The sequence below is a fragment of the Nocardioides alcanivorans genome, assembly GCF_021555175.1.
Lineage (GTDB): Bacteria > Actinomycetota > Actinomycetes > Propionibacteriales > Nocardioidaceae > Nocardioides > Nocardioides alcanivorans.
On the sequence record NZ_JAKGRW010000051.1, the window covers coordinates 16,358 to 31,334 of the forward strand.

Here is a 14,977-nt window from a genome sequence, read left to right on the forward strand (position 1 = left end):
CGCCCGGGTACTCCGGCCGTAGGCTTGACCGGTGAGTTCCCCTGAGTTGTCCGCCGCTGGAGTCGAGAAGGCTGCCGCCGTGCTGGCCCCGGTGGTGCACCGCACCCCGCTCGAGCACAGCCCCCGTCTCTCCGAGATCGTCGGGGCCTCCGTCGTGCTGAAACGGGAGAACCGCCAGATCGCGCGCTCCTACAAGGTGCGTGGCGCCTACCACTTCATCAGTGGGCTGTCCGAGGCGGAGCAGGCACGCGGCGTGGTGTGCGCCAGCGCCGGCAACCACGGTCAGGGTGTCGCGTGGAGCTGCGCGCGTCTCGGGCTCCGCGGACGTGTCTACGTGCCCGGCAACACCCCTCGACAGAAGCGTCAGCGCATCCTCGCGCTGGGCGAGGGCGCCGTCGAGCTCGTCGTCGCCGGCAGCTCCTACGACGAGGCCGGTGCCGCAGCACTGGCCGATGCCGAGAAGTCCGGTGCGGTGTTCGTGCATCCCTTCGACGACGCCCGGACCATCTTGGGGCAGGGCAGCGTCGCCGTCGAGTTCATGCAGCAGGCCGAGAAGCCGGTCCACACCGTCGTCGTCCCCGTGGGCGGCGGTGGTCTCCTCTCCGGCATCGCGCTGTGGCTGAAGGAGCGCCACCCCGACGTACGCATCGTCGGTGTGGAGCCCGCAGGAGCCGCAAGCATGCAGGCGGCGATCGCTGCCGGCGCTCCGGTCGCACTGCCGGGTGTGGACACCTTCGTCGACGGCGCGGCGGTCGCCAAGGTGGGAGCGCTGACCTTCCCGCTGGTGCGAGACCTCGTCGACGAGGTCATGTCGGTGGCCGAGGGCGCGGTGTGCACCGAGATGCTGGAGCTCTACCAGGTGGAGGGCATCATCGCCGAGCCGGCCGGTGCGCTGGCCACCACCGCGGCCAAGACCCTCGCCGGCACGATCCCCGCCGACCAGGCGGTCGTCTGCATCGTCTCGGGTGGCAACAACGACGTCAGCCGCTACGCCGAGATCGTCGAGCGCTCCCTCATCCACGAGGGCCTGCGCCACTACTTCCTCGTCACCTTCCCCCAGGAGCCCGGCGCCTTGCGGCACTTCCTCGACGACGTCCTCAGCGAGGGAGAGGACATCGTGGTCTTCGAATACGTGAAGAAGAACAACCGGGAGACCGGCCCGGCAATGGTCGGCATCGAGCTCGAGGAGGCATCCGGTCTCGGTCCCCTCCTGGAGCGGATGGATGCCAGCCCCCTGCAGATCGAACAGGTGCCGCCGGGGTCACCGCTGTTCACCTTCCTGGCCTGAAGCATTCCGGCGCCCTGGCCTAGACTCGACCCTCGTGTCCGAACAACTGCCGCCCGCGCGTCCGCACCTGAAGTTCACCGACGACGGTCGCCGGATGCGTGAGGTCCTGAGCTACTCGCGGCGGGGCAGCCGGTTCACCCCTCGTCAGCAGGAGGCCTGGGACGCCTACGCCGACCGCTACGTCATCGCCGATGAAGCGGTCGACGCGCCGGGTTTCTCGCTCCAGGGCTCCTTCGACTCCGAGCAGCCCCTCATCGTCGAGATCGGTTGCGGGATCGGTGAGGCGACGGCAGCGCTGGCAGCTGCGCGCCCGACGTACAACATCTTGGGCCTGGAGGTCTGGCGGCCCGGCGTCGCCGACTGCGTGGGGCGCTTCGGTGAGCTCGGCCTCGACAACGTGCGCATGTGCAGCGTCGACGCGGTCTGGATCATGGAGCACCTGATCGGTGACGGGCAGCTCGAGGAGTTGTGGACGTTCTTCCCCGACCCCTGGCCCAAGAAGCGCCATCACAAGCGCCGCCTCGTCACCGGTTCGTTCGCCGCCCTCGTCGCAGGCCGGCTCCGGCCGGGAGGGAGTGGCGCCTGGCGACCGACTGGGCCGACTACGCCGGGCAGATGCAGGAGGTCCTCGACGCCGAGCCCGCCCTCTCCGGAGGCGCGGTGCCGCGCTGGGAGGACCGGCCGGTGACTCGTTTCGAGCGCAAGGGTGTGGCTGCGGGGCGCGACATCACCGACCTGCGCTACCGACGCGACTGACGTCACGTCGGCGCCCGTTCAACCGATTTGGTGATGACCCAGATCTCTGCCAAGATGGTCCGGTTGCCTCGGCGGGTCGCCGAGTGCGCTGACAACTTGACCACTGAATCGCGTCTCCTGCAGGTGCCACCGTGGTTTGCCGTCTGTGCACTGCCCTGAGAGATCAGGGGAGACCCGATTCCATCTGACCAACTCGTCAGATGCCGTCAACCACAACTGCTAGGCCCGGCGAGCCCGCGTTTGTCCGAAACTGGACGACACGCCCGACCGCGGGGGTCGGCCGGAGGCCCGGATGTGGTGGACAGGGAAGCAAGAGCGGTCAGGTTCACCCGGATCTGGTCGAGACAAGGAAGGTATGCGGTGCCCGGCAGCGGGCCGGACACGAACGAAGAGGACGAGAGAGACCTATGGCGGGACAGAAGATCCGCATCAGGCTCAAGGCCTATGACCACGAGGTGATCGACACCTCGGCGCGGAAGATCGTTGACACTGTCACCCGCACGGGTGCCAAGGTGGCTGGCCCTGTGCCGTTGCCGACCGAGAAGAACGTCTACTGCGTCATCCGCTCGCCCCACAAGTACAAGGACTCCCGCGAGCACTTCGAGATGCGCACTCACAAGCGTCTCATCGACATCATTGACCCCACGCCGAAGACCGTCGACTCGCTCATGCGTCTCGACCTGCCTGCTGGCGTCGACATCGAGATCAAGCTCTGAGGTAGATCGAGATGACTTTCGAACACAACGTAAAGGGCCTGCTCGGCACCAAGGTGGGCATGACCCAGACCTGGGATGCCGACAACCGCGTCATTCCCGTGACCGTGATCGCCGCCGGCACCAATGTGGTGACCCAGGTGCGCCTCCCCGAGACCGACGGCTACAACGCCATCCAGGTCGGTTTCGGTGACATCGAGGCTCGCAAGGTGACCAAGCCGCTCGGTGGCCACTTCACCAAGGCCGGCGTCACGCCGCGTCGCCACGTCGTCGAGATCCGTACCGCTGACGCGGGCAGTTACTCCGTGGGCCAGGAACTGAGCCCCGAGCTGTTCGCCGCGGGCGACCCGATCGACGTCACCGGCACCAGCAAGGGCAAGGGTTTCGCCGGCGTCATGAAGCGTCACGGCTTCGCCGGCGTCTCCGCTTCCCACGGTGCCCACCGCAACCACCGCAAGCCCGGCTCCATCGGCGCGTGCGCCACGCCGGGTCGCGTCTTCAAGGGCATGCGGATGGCCGGCCAGATGGGTGGCGACACCGTCACCACGCAGAACGTGACGGTTCACGCCGTCGACGCCGAGAAGGGCCTGATCCTGCTCAAGGGCGCCGTCCCCGGCCCCCGTGGCAGCCTCGTGGTTCTCCGCTCGGCAGTGAAGAAGGAGGCCGCCAAGTGAGCGACGTCAAGAAGGCGGCCGTCGAGCTGCCGTCCGAGATCTTCGATGTCGAGGTCAACGTCCCGTTGATCCACCAGGTCGTCGTGGCCCAGCTGGCTGCTGCTCGTCAGGGCACGCACTCCACCAAGACGCGGGCCGACGTCCGCGGTGGTGGTCGCAAGCCCTACAAGCAGAAGGGCACCGGCCGCGCCCGTCAGGGTTCGACCCGGGCGCCGCAGTTCGCCGGCGGTGGCATCGTCCACGGTCCGCAGCCGCGCAGCTACGACCAGCGCACGCCCAAGAAGATGAAGGCTGCCGCCCTGAAGGGTGCCCTCTCCGACCGCGCCCGCAACGACCGCGTCCACGTGGTCGAGGCGCTCGTGGCGGGGAGAAGCCCTCCACCCGGGCCGGCATCGCCGCGCTCACCTCGCTCAGCGACCGGACCAACTTCCTGGTTGTCCTCGAGCGTGGCGACAACGTCACCTGGCTCTCGCTGCGCAACGCCCCGAGCGTGCACATCGTGGCCGTCGACCAGCTCAACACCTACGACGTGCTTCGTGCCGACGACGTGGTGTTCACCCAGGGTGCCTACGACGCGTTCGTGTCCAAGGGCGCCAACAACGCAGAGGAGAGCGGCAAGTGAGCGCCCTGCAGAAGGACCCCCGCGACATCCTGATCGCGCCGGTCGTGTCCGAGAAGAGCTACGGCCTCCTCGACGCCAACAAGTACACCTTCGTCGTGCGTCCCGACGCCAACAAGACCGAGATCAAGATCGCGGTCGAGCGGGTCTTCAACGTGAAGGTGACGTCGGTCAACACGATCAACCGTCAGGGCAAGACCCGTCGTACCCGCAACGGCCTCGGCAAGCGTGCCAACACCAAGCGCGCCATCGTGAGCCTGGCCGACGGTGACCGCATCGACATCTTCGGAGGCAACTGATGGCTATCCGCAAGTACAAGCCGACCACGCCGGGTCGCCGCGGCTCGTCCGTTGCCGACTTCGTCGAGATCACCCGGACCACGCCTGAGAAGTCGCTGACCCGTCCGCTTCCCAAGACCGGCGGACGCAACAACCAGGGCCGGATCACCACTCGGCACCACGGTGGCGGGCACAAGCGTGCCTACCGGATCATCGACTTCCGTCGCTACGACAAGGACGGCGTGCCGGCCAAGGTCGCGCACATCGAGTACGACCCCAACCGCACGGCTCGCATCGCGCTGCTGCACTACGCCGACGGCGAGAAGCGCTACATCATCGCCCCCAAGGGTCTGACCCAGGGCACTCCGGTCGAGGCCGGCGTGGGCGCTGACATCAAGCCCGGCAACAACCTGCCGCTGCGCAACATCCCCGTGGGTACGACGATCCACTGCGTCGAGCTCCGTCCGGGTGGCGGCGCGAAGATCGCGCGTTCCGCAGGCATCAGCGCACAGCTGGTCGCCAAGGAGGGCTCCCGCGCCACACTGCGCATGCCGTCCGGCGAGATGCGCTACGTGGACGTGCGTTGCCGCGCCACGGTGGGCGAGGTCGGCAACGCCGAGCAGTCCAACATCAACTGGGGCAAGGCCGGCCGGATGCGCTGGAAGGGCCGCCGTCCCACCGTCCGTGGTGTCGTCATGAACCCGGTCGACCACCCGCACGGTGGTGGTGAGGGCAAGACGTCCGGTGGACGTCACCCCGTGTCCCCCTGGGGCCAGGCCGAGGGCCGTACGCGCAAGCGCAAGGCCTCCGACTCCCAGATCATTCGTCGCCGCAAGTCCGGCAAGGGTAGGAAGTAACCGACTATGCCTCGCAGCCTGAAGAAGGGTCCCTTCGTCGACGACCACCTCATCAAGAAGGTGGACGCCGAGAACGAGAAGGGCTCGCACAACGTCATCAAGACCTGGTCGCGCCGTTCCATGATCGTCCCGGCCATGATCGGCCACACGATCGCCGTGCACGATGGTCGCAAGCACGTTCCCGTCTTCGTCTCCGACTCCATGGTCGGTCACAAGCTCGGCGAATTCGCTCCCACCCGCACCTACCGCGGGCACGTGAAGGAAGACCGGAAGGGTCGCCGTCGCTGATGCGGCGCGCGACGACTAGGAAACTGGAGATTACGAGCAAATGAGCGTTACAGAGCGCCGGCGCACCAGCGCCCGCCGCGAGTCGCTGCTCGGCGACCAGCCGGGAGCCTTTGCGACCGCCCGCTTCGTGCGGATCACCCCGATGAAGGCCCGCCGTGTCATCGACATGGTCCGTGGCCTCCCCGTGGACGACGCCCGCGCCCTCCTGCAGTTCGCCCCCAGGCGGCCGCGGAGACGGTGCTGAAGGTGCTGGAGAGCGCCATCGCCAACGCGTCCACGACCGAGGGCCTGGCCGAGGGCGACCTTGTCGTCTCGGTGGCTCGCGTCGATGAAGGCCCGACGATGAAGCGCTGGCGCCCCCGGGCCCAGGGCCGGGCCACCCGGATCAACAAGCGCACCAGCCACATCACGCTGGTCGTCCAGCCGGCCGATGCTGTCGCCACCAAGAACGGAAAGGGTGCCTGATGGGCCAGAAGATCAACCCGACCGGTTTCCGGATGGGCATCTCGACGGACCACCGCAGCCGGTGGTACGCCGACAAGCTCTACAAGGCCTACGTCGGTGAAGACGTCGCCATCCGCAAGCTGCTGTCCAAGGGCATGGAGCGTGCCGGAATCTCCCGCGTGGAGATCGAGCGGACCCGGGACCGCGTGCGGGTGGACATCCACACCGCTCGTCCGGGCATCGTCATCGGTCGCCGCGGCGCCGAGGCCGACCGCATCCGCACCGAGCTCGAGAAGCTCACCGGCAAGCAGGTCCAGCTGAACATCCTCGAGGTCAAGAACCCCGAGGTCGACGCCCAGCTCGTTGCCCAGGGTGTTGCCGAGCAGCTGTCCGGCCGCGTGCAGTTCCGCCGCGCCATGCGCAAGGCCATCCAGACCTCGATGCGTTCCGGTGCCAAGGGCATCCGGATCCAGTGCTCGGGCCGCCTCAACGGCGCCGAGATGTCGCGCACCGAGTTCTACCGCGAAGGCCGCGTCCCGCTGCACACGCTGCGTGCCGACATCGACTACGGCTTCTACGAGGCCCGCACGACCTTCGGCCGGATCGGCGTGAAGGTCTGGATCTACAAGGGCGAGGTTGCGGGCACCCGCGCCGAGCGTGAGGCCCAGGCCGCCGCTCGTGCCGGTGCTCCCGGACGTGGCGGCCGTGGTGGCCGTGGCGACCGTCCCGCTCGTGGCAACCGGGGTGACCGTCCGGCTCGCGGCAACCGCGACGCCGGCCGCTCCGAGGCGCCCGCCGAGAACACTGAGGCCGCAGCCCCCGAGGCCGCTGCCAGCAATGCCGGTCAGGAGGGCTGAGCACCATGTTGATGCCCCGTCGTGTCAAGCACCGCAAGCAGCACCACCCCAAGCGCCGCGGTGCGGCCAAGGGTGGCACCAGCCTCGCGTTCGGTGACTTCGGGATCCAGGCGGTGGAGGGTCACTACGTGACCAACCGCCAGATCGAGTCGGCGCGTATCGCGATGACCCGTCACATCAAGCGTGGCGGAAAGGTCTGGATCAACATCTACCCGGACCGTCCCCTCACCAAGAAGCCTGCCGAGACCCGCATGGGTTCCGGTAAGGGTTCGCCCGAGTGGTGGGTGGCCAACGTCAAGCCCGGCCGAATCATGTTCGAACTTTCCGGTGTCGATGAGGACGTGGCCCGTGAGGCCATGCGTCGTGCGATGCACAAGCTCCCGATGAAGTGCCGCTTCGTCACCCGCGAGGCAGGTGAATTCTGATGAGCAGCAAGACCAACTCCGCACACGAGCTCGACCAGCTGAACAACGGTGATCTGGAGAAGAAGCTCAGCGAGGCCAAGGCCGAGCTCTTCAACCTCCGGTTCCAGTCCGCCACCGGCCAGTTGGACAACAACAGCCGACTGCGCACCGTCAAGAAGGACATTGCGCGGATCTACACCGTGATCAACGAGCGCAAGCTGGGCATCCGCAGCAATGCGGAGGCTACCGAGAAGGACGACGCATGAGCGAGAACACTGAGCGCAACGCCCGCAAGGTCCGCGAGGGCCTGGTCGTCAGCGACAAGATGGACAAGACCGTGGTGGTCACTGTTGAGGACCGCGTCAAGCACGCCCTCTACGGCAAGGTCCTGCGCCGCAACACCAAGTTCAAGGCTCACGACGAGCAGAACCAGTGCGGCGTCGGCGACCGGGTCCTGATCATGGAGACCCGGCCGCTGTCGGCCACCAAGCGCTGGCGCGTCGTCGAGATCCTCGAAAAGGCCAAGTGACCCGGCCAGCAGGCCATCCGTCGTGCGGCCCGTGAGGGCCGACTTTCAACACAACTAGTTCGGCAAGGCTTCGCACCGTGAGGGGCGAAGAACCAGCTCGACAACCAGGAGACAATCGATGATCCAGCAGGAGTCGCGACTCAAGGTCGCCGACAACACCGGTGCGAAGGAAATCCTTTGCATCCGTGTGCTCGGTGGCTCGGGTCGGCGCTACGCCGGTATCGGCGACGTCATCGTCGCCACCGTCAAGGATGCGATCCCCGGTGGCAACGTCAAGAAGGGTGACGTCGTCAAGGCCGTCGTCGTTCGTACCAAGAAGGAGCGCCGTCGTCAGGACGGTTCCTACATCAGTTTCGACGAGAACGCCGCCGTGATCCTCAAGAACGACGGGGAGCCGCGTGGCACCCGCATCTTCGGCCCGGTGGGCCGTGAGCTGCGAGAGAAGAAGTTCATGAAGATCATTTCCTTGGCCCCGGAGGTGCTGTGATGACCGCGGCCAACAAGATCAACATCAAGAAGGGCGACACCGTCAAGGTGATCGCTGGCAAGGACAAGGGCGCCGAGGGCAAGGTCATCGCCGTACTCCGCGAGGAGTCGCGCGTGATCGTCGAGGGCGTGAACCGGATCAAGAAGCACGAGAAGGTCGTGAACACCGGCAGTGGCAACACTGGCGGGATCGTGACCACCGAGGCTCCGATCCACGTTTCCAACGTGATGCTCGTCGAGGGTGACGGCGTCACCCGCGTCGGCTTCCGTCGGGACGAGGTCACCAAGCGTCGCGCCGACGGGTCCACCTACACCGCCCAGCGCAGCGTTCGCGTCTCGCGCAAGTCGGGCAAGGAGATCTGAGATGAGCGACACCAAGACCGCGCCGCGGCTCAAGACCCGCTACCGCGAGGAGATCCTCCCCGCGCTGCAGGCCGAGTTCGAGTTCGCCAACGTCATGCAGGTCCCCGGCCTGGTGAAGATCGTCGTCAACATGGGTGTGGGCGAGGCTGCTCGCGACTCCAAGCTGATCGACGGTGCCATCCGCGACCTGACTGCGATCACCGGTCAGAAGCCGCAGGTCACCAAGGCCCGCAAGTCCATCGCGCAGTTCAAGCTGCGTGAGGGCATGCCGATCGGTGCGCACGTCACGCTGCGCGGCGACCGGATGTGGGAGTTCCTGGACCGCCTGCTGAGCCTGGCGCTGCCGCGGATCCGCGACTTCCGCGGCCTCAACGGCAACCAGTTCGACGGCCGGGGCAACTACACCTTCGGTCTCACCGAGCAGGTCATGTTCCACGAGATCGACCAGGACAAGATCGACCGCTCGCGGGGTATGGACATCACGGTCGTCACCACGGCCACCAATGACGCCGAGGGCCGCGCGCTGCTGAAGCAGCTCGGCTTCCCGTTCAAGGAGCAGTGAGAGAAAGCCATGGCGAAGACCGCACTGAAAGTCAAGGCCGCTCGCAAGCCGAAGTTTGCTGTCCGGGGTTACACCCGTTGCCAGCGCTGCGGCCGTCCCAAGGCCGTCTACCGCAAGTTCGGCCTGTGCCGGATCTGCCTGCGGGAGATGGCTCACCGGGGCGAGCTCCCCGGTGTGACGAAGTCCTCCTGGTAATGACCTCGATCGGTGGGCGCCCCCGGGTGTCCCACCGGTCACACCATCCGCAACGATCGCTGAAGGTCGTCTCCTCGAGCGAGGGACGAAACCACGGTGGGAAAGGGCCACTCGGCCATGACGATGACTGACCCCATCGCAGACATGCTCACTCGTCTGCGTAACGCCAACCAGGCGTACCACGACACGGTTGCCATGCCGTTCAGCAAGCTGAAGGCAGGCGTCGCTGAAATCCTCCAGCAGGAGGGTTACATCACCGACTACAACGTGAAGGACAACGTCGACGACGCCGGCGAGCCGGCTGTCGGCAAGACGCTGACCATCACCCTCAAGTACGGCCGCACCCGGGAGCGTTCCATCGCCGGGCTGCGCCGTATCAGCAAGCCCGGCCTCCGGGTCTACGCCAAGCACACGGGACTTCCCAAGGTGCTTGGCGGACTGGGCGTGGCGATCATCTCCACGAGCCAGGGCTTGCTCACCGACCGTCAGGCGAACCAGAAGGGCGTGGGCGGCGAAGTCCTCGCCTACGTCTGGTAATCGCACCGCCGAGACCAGAAAGGAAGAGAAGCATGTCGCGTATTGGCAAGCTCCCCATCGCGGTCCCGTCGGGCGTCGACGTCCAGATCGTCGACGGACTGGTGACCGTGAAGGGGCCCAAGGGCACCCTCAACCACCAGGTTGCGAGCCCGATTGTTGTCGAGCGGTCCGATGAGGGCACGCTCGAGGTCAAGCGTCCGGACGACGAGCGTGAGAGCCGCTCGCTGCACGGCCTGACCCGCACCCTGATCAACAACATGGTCGTGGGCGTCACCGACGGCTTCGAGAAGAAGCTCGAGATCGTCGGCGTCGGTTACCGCGTCCTGTCCAAGGGGCCGGCCGAGCTGGAGTTCCAGCTGGGTTACTCCCACCCGATCCACCTCAAGGCTCCCGAGGGCATCACGTTCAGCGTGGAGAGCCCGACGAAGCTCGCGGTGGCGGGGATCGACAAGCAGCTGGTCGGCGAGGTCGCAGCCAACATCCGCAAGCTGCGCAAGCCTGAGCCCTACAAGGGCAAGGGCGTTCGCTACGCGGGTGAGCACATCCGCCGCAAGGTCGGAAAGGCTGGTAAGTGATCATGGCGATCTCGCTGTCGAACAACAAGCACACCGCTGCTCGTACCAAGTCGCGCCTGCGTCGTCAGGTCCGTGGTCGCAAGAAGCTCCACGGCACTGCCGAGCGTCCGCGTCTGGTCGTCACCCGTTCTGCACGGCACATCACCGTGCAGGTCGTGGACGACCTGGTCGGCAAGACCCTCGTGTCTGCCTCGACCATGGAGACCGAACTGCGGTCCGATTCCGGAGACAAGTCCGAGAAGGCGAAGAAGGTGGGCTCCCTCGTGGCTGCCCGTGCCAAGGAAGCCGGTGTCTCGGCGGTCGTCTTCGACCGGGCCGGAAACAAGTATCACGGTCGCATCGCGGCCCTGGCAGATGGCGCCCGCGAGGGCGGCCTGACGTTCTGATCGCGAAGACGAGCAAGAGAGAGTAGGGAAGTTCTCATGAGCGGAGCCCAGCGCGGACAGCGCGCCGGAGGCGAGCGCCAGGGAGGCGACCGCCGCGGACGCGACGGTCGTAACCAGGGTGCGGACAAGACCGCGTACATCGAGCGCGTCGTCACGATCAACCGCGTTGCCAAGGTCGTGAAGGGTGGTCGTCGCTTCAGCTTCACCGCCCTGGTCGTCGTCGGTGACGGAGACGGTCTGGTCGGTGTCGGTTACGGCAAGGCCAAGGAGGTGCCCGCGGCGATCGCCAAGGGTGTCGAAGAGGCCAAGAAGCACTTCTTCAAGGTGCCCCGGATCCAGGGCACCATCCCGCACCCGGTGCAGGGAGAGAAGGCTGCCGGTGTGGTCATGCTGCGCCCGGCGGCGCCCGGTACCGGTGTGATCGCCGGTGGTCCGGTGCGTGCCGTCCTCGAGTGCGCCGGCATCCACGACATCCTGAGCAAGTCGCTCGGGTCGTCCAACCAGATCAACATCGTGCACGCCACGGTGGAGGCCCTGAAGATGCTCGAAGAGCCCGAGGCCGTTGCGGCCCGTCGTGGCCTGCCCGTCGAGGCAGTCACGCCGGCCGCGCTGCTCAAGGCTCGCGCGGAGGTGGCTCAGTGATGGCCCGCCTCAAGGTCGAGCAGAAGAAGAGCACCATCGGGTGCAAGCAGAACCAGCGCGACACCATGCGCTCGCTGGGTCTCAAGCGCATCGGTGACGTGGTCGTCAAGGAGGACCGTCCGGAGATCCGGGGCATGGTCCACACGATCCGCCACCTGGTGGCGGTCGAGGTCATCGAGGGAGACAACTGACATGACTCTCAAGCTTCACCACCTGCGCCCCGCGCCCGGAGCCAAGACCGCCAAGACCCGTGTGGGTCGCGGTGAGGGCTCCAAGGGCAAGACGGCTGGTCGTGGTACCAAGGGCACCAAGGCCCGGTACCAGGTCCCGGCCGCCTTCGAGGGTGGCCAGATGCCGCTGCACATGCGGCTCCCGAAGCTCAAGGGCTTCAAGAACCCGTTCAAGGTCGAGTTCCAGGTCGTGAACCTGGACAAGCTCGGCGTGCTGTTCCCCGAGGGTGGCACCGTCACCGTCGAGGACCTGGTCGCGAAGGGTGCCGTCCGCGACGGCCACCCGGTCAAGGTCCTCGGTCAGGGCGAGATCTCCGTGGCAGTGCAGGTGAGCGCCAACGCGTTCTCCGGCACCGCCAAGGAGAAGATCGAAGCCGCCGGCGGCACCGTCACGGTGCTCTGAGGACAACGAGCCTCATCTTGATCCGGAACCGCTGGGGCGCGGTGCACGTGCGCGAGCACGTGTCACCGCGCCCCAGCGGCGTCCCCGGACGCACCTGTTCGACCGCCTGTTAGGCTTCCCCGAGCCTGCACCCGGCTCCGCCGTGCGGGCTTTCCCGTGCTTGACGAAAGAGGACCCACGTGCTGAGCGCGTTTGCCAACGCTTTCCGGACTCCGGACCTGCGACGCAAGTTGCTGTTCGTGCTGGGAATCATCATCATTTTCCGGTTCGGTTCGCAGTTCCCGGCCCCTGGTGTGCACGTTGCCAACGTGCAGTCGTGCATCAGCGGCATCGAGGACAGCAACAGCGTCTACAACCTGATCAACCTGTTCTCAGGTGGTGCGCTGCTGCAGTTGACCGTGTTCGCGCTCGGCATCATGCCGTACATCACGGCGTCGATCATCCTGCAGCTCCTGGTGGTGGTCATCCCACGCCTGGAAGCCCTCAAGAAGGAGGGCCAGGCGGGTCAGGCGAAGATCACGCAGTACACGCGTTACCTGACGCTGGGCCTCGCCGTCCTCCAGGCGACCGGCATCATCGCGCTGGCTCGCTCGGGTCAGCTGCTGGTCGGTTGCGACAAGGACCTCCTCCACAACGACAGCATCAGCCTGTTCCTGGTGATGGTCCTGACCATGACCGCCGGAACCGTCGTCATCATGTGGCTCGGTGAGCTGATCACCGAGCGGGGCGTCGGCAACGGCATGTCGATCCTCATCTTCGCCCAGGTCGTGGCGACCTTCCCGTCCGCCCTGTGGCAGGTGCAGTCCACCAAGGGCTGGGTCACCTTCGGCATCGTGATGGTGATCGGCCTGCTCCTCGTGGCTGCCGTGGTCTTCATCGAGCAGGCGCAACGCCGGATCCCGGTGCAGTACGCACGCCGGATGGTCGGACGCAAGATGTTCGGTGGCAACTCCACCTACATCCCCTTGAAGGTCAACCAGGCGGGCATCATCCCCGTCATCTTCGCCTCGTCGTTGATGTATCTCCCGGCGATGGCGGTGCAGTTCAACCAGAACCGCGATCCCCAGCCGAAGTGGGTGGGCTTCCTCAACGACTACTTCGTTGACGGTGGTCACCCCGTCTACATGGCTGTCTACTTCGCACTCATCATCTTCTTCACCTACTTCTACGTGTCCATCACCTTCGATACCCACGAGGTCGCGGACAACATGAAGAAGTACGGAGGCTTCATCCCCGGGATCCGGGCTGGCAAGCCGACCGAGGACTACCTGTCCTACGTGCTCTCCCGGATCACCGCTCCCGGAGCGCTCTACCTCGGTCTTCTCTCACTGGTTCCGTTGATCGCCTTCGCGCTCATCAACGCCAACCAGAACTTCCCCTTCGGCGGTACCTCCATCCTCATCATGGTGGGCGTTGCGCTGGACACGGTGAAGCAGATTGAAAGCCAGCTCCAGCAGCGCAACTATGAAGGGTTCCTCCGCTGATGCGACTCATCCTGATGGGCCCCCGGGCGCCGGTAAGGGCACCCAGGCCAAGGTCATCGCCACGCACTTCCACATCCCCGCCATCTCCACGGGCGACATCTTCCGAGCCAACGTGGCCGGCAAGACGCCGCTCGGTGTCGAGGCGCAGCGCTACATGGATGCCGGTGAGTACGTCCCTGACCAGGTGACGAACGCGATGGTCCGTGACCGGCTCAACCTGCAGGACGCCGAGGGTGGCTTCCTTCTCGACGGCTACCCGCGCACCCTTGCGCAGGTCCAGGAGCTTGACTCCATGCTGGACGATCTGGACAGCTCCCTCGATGCTGTCGTCGTGCTGACGGCCGAACTCGACGAGCTCGTGCAGCGTCTGCTCCAGCGCGCCCACGTCGAAGGCCGCGCCGACGACACCGAAGAGGTCATTCGGCGCCGCCAGCAGGTCTACGCCGAGCAGACGGAGCCGCTGATCGCGGTCTACCGCGAGCGCGGCCTGCTCGTCGAGGTCGACGGCATGGGTGAGATCGACGCAGTCACCCATCGCATCTTCGACTCGCTCGAACAGCCTGCCTGAGCGCATGTTCGGTTCCCGCCGTGTCGAGCTGAAGACGCCCGAGCAGATCGCGCTCATGCGAGTGGCCGGTCTGCTCGTGGGGGAGACGCTCGAGTTGCTGCGTGGCGCCGTCCAGCCAGGGATCACCACCGCCGAGCTGGACGCGCTCGCCGAGGACAACATCCGCTCGGCCGGAGGCGTTCCCTCGTTCAAGGGCTACAGCGAGCCACCGTTCCCGGCCACGATCTGTGCCTCGGTCAATGACGAGGTCGTCCACGGCATCCCCGGTGACCGGGTGCTGGCCGAGGGCGACGTCATCTCCATCGACTGCGGCGCGATCGTCGAGGGCTGGCACGGTGACGCTGCCATCACCGTGGCGGTCGGGGAGGTCCGGCCCGAGGTGGCCGAGCTGCTCCGGGTGACCGAGGAGTCGTTGTGGCACGGGATGGGCGCGGCGAAGCTGGGCGGCAAGGTCAGCGACATCTCCCATGCCGTCGAGAGTTACGTGCGCAGCCAGGGTGACTACGGGATCCTCGAGGACTACACGGGTCACGGCATCGGTAGTGAGATGCACCAGCCGCCAGACGTCCCCAACTACGGCCGTCCCGGCCGCGGCCCCAAGCTGGTACGCGGCCTGGCCCTGGCCGTCGAACCCATGGTCACCTTGGGCACGAAGAAGACCGAGCTCCTCGAGGACGACTGGACCGTGGTCACCGCGGACGAGAGCTGGTCGGCCCACTTCGAGCACACCTTCACCCTCACGCCGGACGGCGCCTGGGTGTTGACCGCCCTCGACGGCGGCAAGGCCCGCCTCGCGGAGTTGGGCGTGCCGTACGGCGGTCACTGACTGCCGTCATGAC

At 66.4% G+C, this 14,977-nt stretch carries 24 protein-coding genes and 2 pseudogenes; all 26 read left to right on the forward strand.

Annotated features, from left to right (window positions below; translation table 11 throughout):
- The first annotated feature begins 31 nt into the window (after positions 1 to 31).
- A complete protein-coding gene (ilvA, locus tag L1066_RS21475) occupies positions 32 to 1,288 on the forward strand; it encodes a threonine ammonia-lyase IlvA (RefSeq protein WP_235738442.1) in 1,257 nt (418 codons plus the stop codon).
- Between the two features lie 34 nt (positions 1,289 to 1,322).
- The gene (locus L1066_RS21480; protein ID WP_235738443.1) at positions 1,323 to 1,976 is read left to right on the forward strand and encodes a tRNA (guanine(46)-N(7))-methyltransferase TrmB; all 654 of its coding nucleotides are present in this window, start codon (positions 1,323 to 1,325) and stop codon (positions 1,974 to 1,976) included.
- Positions 1,977 to 2,451: 475 nt separating this feature from the next.
- Positions 2,452 to 2,760: a 30S ribosomal protein S10 gene (gene rpsJ, locus L1066_RS21485; protein WP_008360994.1), complete on the forward strand. Its 309-nt coding sequence runs from the start codon at positions 2,452 to 2,454 to the stop codon at positions 2,758 to 2,760.
- An 11-nt stretch (positions 2,761 to 2,771) separates the two neighbouring features.
- Entirely contained in the window at positions 2,772 to 3,431 is a 660-nt protein-coding gene (gene rplC / locus L1066_RS21490; protein ID WP_235738444.1) for a 50S ribosomal protein L3, read from the forward strand.
- Positions 3,428 to 4,035 (forward strand): annotated as a pseudogene (rplD, locus tag L1066_RS21495) (50S ribosomal protein L4); the annotation flags it as partial. The gene rplC and the pseudogene rplD, both read left to right, overlap by 4 nt.
- A gap of 14 nt (positions 4,036 to 4,049) precedes the next feature.
- Complete coding sequence (gene rplW, locus L1066_RS21500) at positions 4,050 to 4,349, forward strand: 50S ribosomal protein L23 (protein ID WP_235738445.1); 300 nt, start codon at positions 4,050 to 4,052, stop codon at positions 4,347 to 4,349.
- Entirely contained in the window at positions 4,349 to 5,185 is an 837-nt protein-coding gene (gene rplB / locus L1066_RS21505; protein WP_235738446.1) for a 50S ribosomal protein L2, read from the forward strand. The genes rplW and rplB overlap by 1 nt, the downstream gene beginning before the upstream one ends.
- A 6-nt stretch (positions 5,186 to 5,191) precedes the next feature.
- Positions 5,192 to 5,473 (forward strand): 30S ribosomal protein S19, encoded by a 282-nt coding sequence (rpsS, locus tag L1066_RS21510; RefSeq protein WP_235738447.1) that lies wholly within the window; start codon positions 5,192 to 5,194, stop codon positions 5,471 to 5,473.
- 40 nt (positions 5,474 to 5,513) lie between these two features.
- A pseudogene (gene rplV, locus L1066_RS21515) lies at positions 5,514 to 5,938 on the forward strand (50S ribosomal protein L22).
- Positions 5,938 to 6,774 (forward strand): 30S ribosomal protein S3, encoded by an 837-nt coding sequence (gene rpsC, locus L1066_RS21520; RefSeq protein WP_235738448.1) that lies wholly within the window; start codon positions 5,938 to 5,940, stop codon positions 6,772 to 6,774. Before rplV ends, rpsC begins: the two are co-directional and overlap by 1 nt.
- Before the next feature lie 5 nt (positions 6,775 to 6,779).
- Positions 6,780 to 7,199, forward strand: coding sequence for a 50S ribosomal protein L16 (gene rplP / locus L1066_RS21525; RefSeq protein ID WP_235738449.1), 420 nt, complete (start codon positions 6,780 to 6,782; stop codon positions 7,197 to 7,199).
- Complete coding sequence (gene rpmC, locus L1066_RS21530; RefSeq protein ID WP_235738450.1) at positions 7,199 to 7,444, forward strand: 50S ribosomal protein L29; 246 nt, start codon at positions 7,199 to 7,201, stop codon at positions 7,442 to 7,444. The genes rplP and rpmC overlap by 1 nt, the downstream gene beginning before the upstream one ends.
- Positions 7,441 to 7,707: a 30S ribosomal protein S17 gene (rpsQ, locus tag L1066_RS21535; protein WP_235738451.1), complete on the forward strand. Its 267-nt coding sequence runs from the start codon at positions 7,441 to 7,443 to the stop codon at positions 7,705 to 7,707. The genes rpmC and rpsQ overlap by 4 nt, the downstream gene beginning before the upstream one ends.
- A 118-nt stretch (positions 7,708 to 7,825) precedes the next feature.
- Positions 7,826 to 8,194, forward strand: coding sequence for a 50S ribosomal protein L14 (gene rplN / locus L1066_RS21540; protein WP_235738452.1), 369 nt, complete (start codon positions 7,826 to 7,828; stop codon positions 8,192 to 8,194).
- Positions 8,194 to 8,556, forward strand: coding sequence for a 50S ribosomal protein L24 (gene rplX / locus L1066_RS21545; protein WP_235738453.1), 363 nt, complete (start codon positions 8,194 to 8,196; stop codon positions 8,554 to 8,556). The genes rplN and rplX overlap by 1 nt, the downstream gene beginning before the upstream one ends.
- A 1-nt stretch (position 8,557) precedes the next feature.
- The gene (gene rplE / locus L1066_RS21550) at positions 8,558 to 9,118 is read left to right on the forward strand and encodes a 50S ribosomal protein L5 (RefSeq protein ID WP_235738454.1); all 561 of its coding nucleotides are present in this window, start codon (positions 8,558 to 8,560) and stop codon (positions 9,116 to 9,118) included.
- 9 nt (positions 9,119 to 9,127) lie between these two features.
- Positions 9,128 to 9,313, forward strand: coding sequence for a type Z 30S ribosomal protein S14 (locus L1066_RS21555; protein ID WP_011757321.1), 186 nt, complete (start codon positions 9,128 to 9,130; stop codon positions 9,311 to 9,313).
- Positions 9,314 to 9,430: 117 nt separating this feature from the next.
- Positions 9,431 to 9,850, forward strand: coding sequence for a 30S ribosomal protein S8 (gene rpsH, locus L1066_RS21560; RefSeq protein ID WP_235738455.1), 420 nt, complete (start codon positions 9,431 to 9,433; stop codon positions 9,848 to 9,850).
- A 32-nt stretch (positions 9,851 to 9,882) separates the two neighbouring features.
- Complete coding sequence (rplF, locus tag L1066_RS21565) at positions 9,883 to 10,425, forward strand: 50S ribosomal protein L6 (RefSeq protein WP_235738456.1); 543 nt, start codon at positions 9,883 to 9,885, stop codon at positions 10,423 to 10,425.
- A 2-nt stretch (positions 10,426 to 10,427) separates the two neighbouring features.
- The gene (gene rplR, locus L1066_RS21570; RefSeq protein WP_235738457.1) at positions 10,428 to 10,811 is read left to right on the forward strand and encodes a 50S ribosomal protein L18; all 384 of its coding nucleotides are present in this window, start codon (positions 10,428 to 10,430) and stop codon (positions 10,809 to 10,811) included.
- Between the two features lie 36 nt (positions 10,812 to 10,847).
- A complete protein-coding gene (gene rpsE / locus L1066_RS21575) occupies positions 10,848 to 11,453 on the forward strand; it encodes a 30S ribosomal protein S5 (protein ID WP_235738458.1) in 606 nt (201 codons plus the stop codon).
- Positions 11,453 to 11,644 (forward strand): 50S ribosomal protein L30, encoded by a 192-nt coding sequence (gene rpmD / locus L1066_RS21580; RefSeq protein ID WP_235738459.1) that lies wholly within the window; start codon positions 11,453 to 11,455, stop codon positions 11,642 to 11,644. Before rpsE ends, rpmD begins: the two co-directional genes overlap by 1 nt.
- A gap of 1 nt (position 11,645) precedes the next feature.
- A complete protein-coding gene (gene rplO, locus L1066_RS21585) occupies positions 11,646 to 12,086 on the forward strand; it encodes a 50S ribosomal protein L15 (protein WP_235738460.1) in 441 nt (146 codons plus the stop codon).
- A 179-nt stretch (positions 12,087 to 12,265) separates the two neighbouring features.
- A complete protein-coding gene (secY, locus tag L1066_RS21590; RefSeq protein WP_235738461.1) occupies positions 12,266 to 13,570 on the forward strand; it encodes a preprotein translocase subunit SecY in 1,305 nt (434 codons plus the stop codon).
- Positions 13,551 to 14,138: an adenylate kinase gene (locus tag L1066_RS21595; protein WP_376707718.1), complete on the forward strand. Its 588-nt coding sequence runs from the start codon at positions 13,551 to 13,553 to the stop codon at positions 14,136 to 14,138. The genes secY and L1066_RS21595 overlap by 20 nt, the downstream gene beginning before the upstream one ends.
- A 4-nt stretch (positions 14,139 to 14,142) precedes the next feature.
- A complete protein-coding gene (map, locus tag L1066_RS21600; RefSeq protein ID WP_235738462.1) occupies positions 14,143 to 14,964 on the forward strand; it encodes a type I methionyl aminopeptidase in 822 nt (273 codons plus the stop codon).
- Positions 14,965 to 14,977: the final 13 nt, after the last annotated feature.

Bases quoted from the DNA above. Each gene is read 5' to 3' on its own strand.
- rpsJ (WP_008360994.1), top strand. From the start codon at position 2,452: ATGGCGGGACAGAAGATCCGCATCAGGCTCAAGGCCTATGACCACGAG.
- rplC (WP_235738444.1), top strand. From the start codon at position 2,772: ATGACTTTCGAACACAACGTAAAGGGCCTGCTCGGCACCAAGGTGGGC.
- rplB (WP_235738446.1), top strand. From the start codon at position 4,349: ATGGCTATCCGCAAGTACAAGCCGACCACGCCGGGTCGCCGCGGCTCG.
- rpsS (WP_235738447.1), top strand. From the start codon at position 5,192: ATGCCTCGCAGCCTGAAGAAGGGTCCCTTCGTCGACGACCACCTCATC.
- rpsC (WP_235738448.1), top strand. From the start codon at position 5,938: ATGGGCCAGAAGATCAACCCGACCGGTTTCCGGATGGGCATCTCGACG.
- rplP (WP_235738449.1), top strand. From the start codon at position 6,780: ATGTTGATGCCCCGTCGTGTCAAGCACCGCAAGCAGCACCACCCCAAG.
- rpmC (WP_235738450.1), top strand. From the start codon at position 7,199: ATGAGCAGCAAGACCAACTCCGCACACGAGCTCGACCAGCTGAACAAC.
- rpsQ (WP_235738451.1), top strand. From the start codon at position 7,441: ATGAGCGAGAACACTGAGCGCAACGCCCGCAAGGTCCGCGAGGGCCTG.
- rplN (WP_235738452.1), top strand. From the start codon at position 7,826: ATGATCCAGCAGGAGTCGCGACTCAAGGTCGCCGACAACACCGGTGCG.
- rplX (WP_235738453.1), top strand. From the start codon at position 8,194: ATGACCGCGGCCAACAAGATCAACATCAAGAAGGGCGACACCGTCAAG.
- rplE (WP_235738454.1), top strand. From the start codon at position 8,558: ATGAGCGACACCAAGACCGCGCCGCGGCTCAAGACCCGCTACCGCGAG.
- L1066_RS21555 (WP_011757321.1), top strand. From the start codon at position 9,128: ATGGCGAAGACCGCACTGAAAGTCAAGGCCGCTCGCAAGCCGAAGTTT.
- rpsH (WP_235738455.1), top strand. From the start codon at position 9,431: ATGACGATGACTGACCCCATCGCAGACATGCTCACTCGTCTGCGTAAC.
- rplF (WP_235738456.1), top strand. From the start codon at position 9,883: ATGTCGCGTATTGGCAAGCTCCCCATCGCGGTCCCGTCGGGCGTCGAC.
- rplR (WP_235738457.1), top strand. From the start codon at position 10,428: ATGGCGATCTCGCTGTCGAACAACAAGCACACCGCTGCTCGTACCAAG.
- rpsE (WP_235738458.1), top strand. From the start codon at position 10,848: ATGAGCGGAGCCCAGCGCGGACAGCGCGCCGGAGGCGAGCGCCAGGGA.
- rpmD (WP_235738459.1), top strand. From the start codon at position 11,453: ATGGCCCGCCTCAAGGTCGAGCAGAAGAAGAGCACCATCGGGTGCAAG.
- rplO (WP_235738460.1), top strand. From the start codon at position 11,646: ATGACTCTCAAGCTTCACCACCTGCGCCCCGCGCCCGGAGCCAAGACC.
- L1066_RS21595 (WP_376707718.1), top strand. From the start codon at position 13,551: ATGAAGGGTTCCTCCGCTGATGCGACTCATCCTGATGGGCCCCCGGGC.
- map (WP_235738462.1), top strand. From the start codon at position 14,143: ATGTTCGGTTCCCGCCGTGTCGAGCTGAAGACGCCCGAGCAGATCGCG.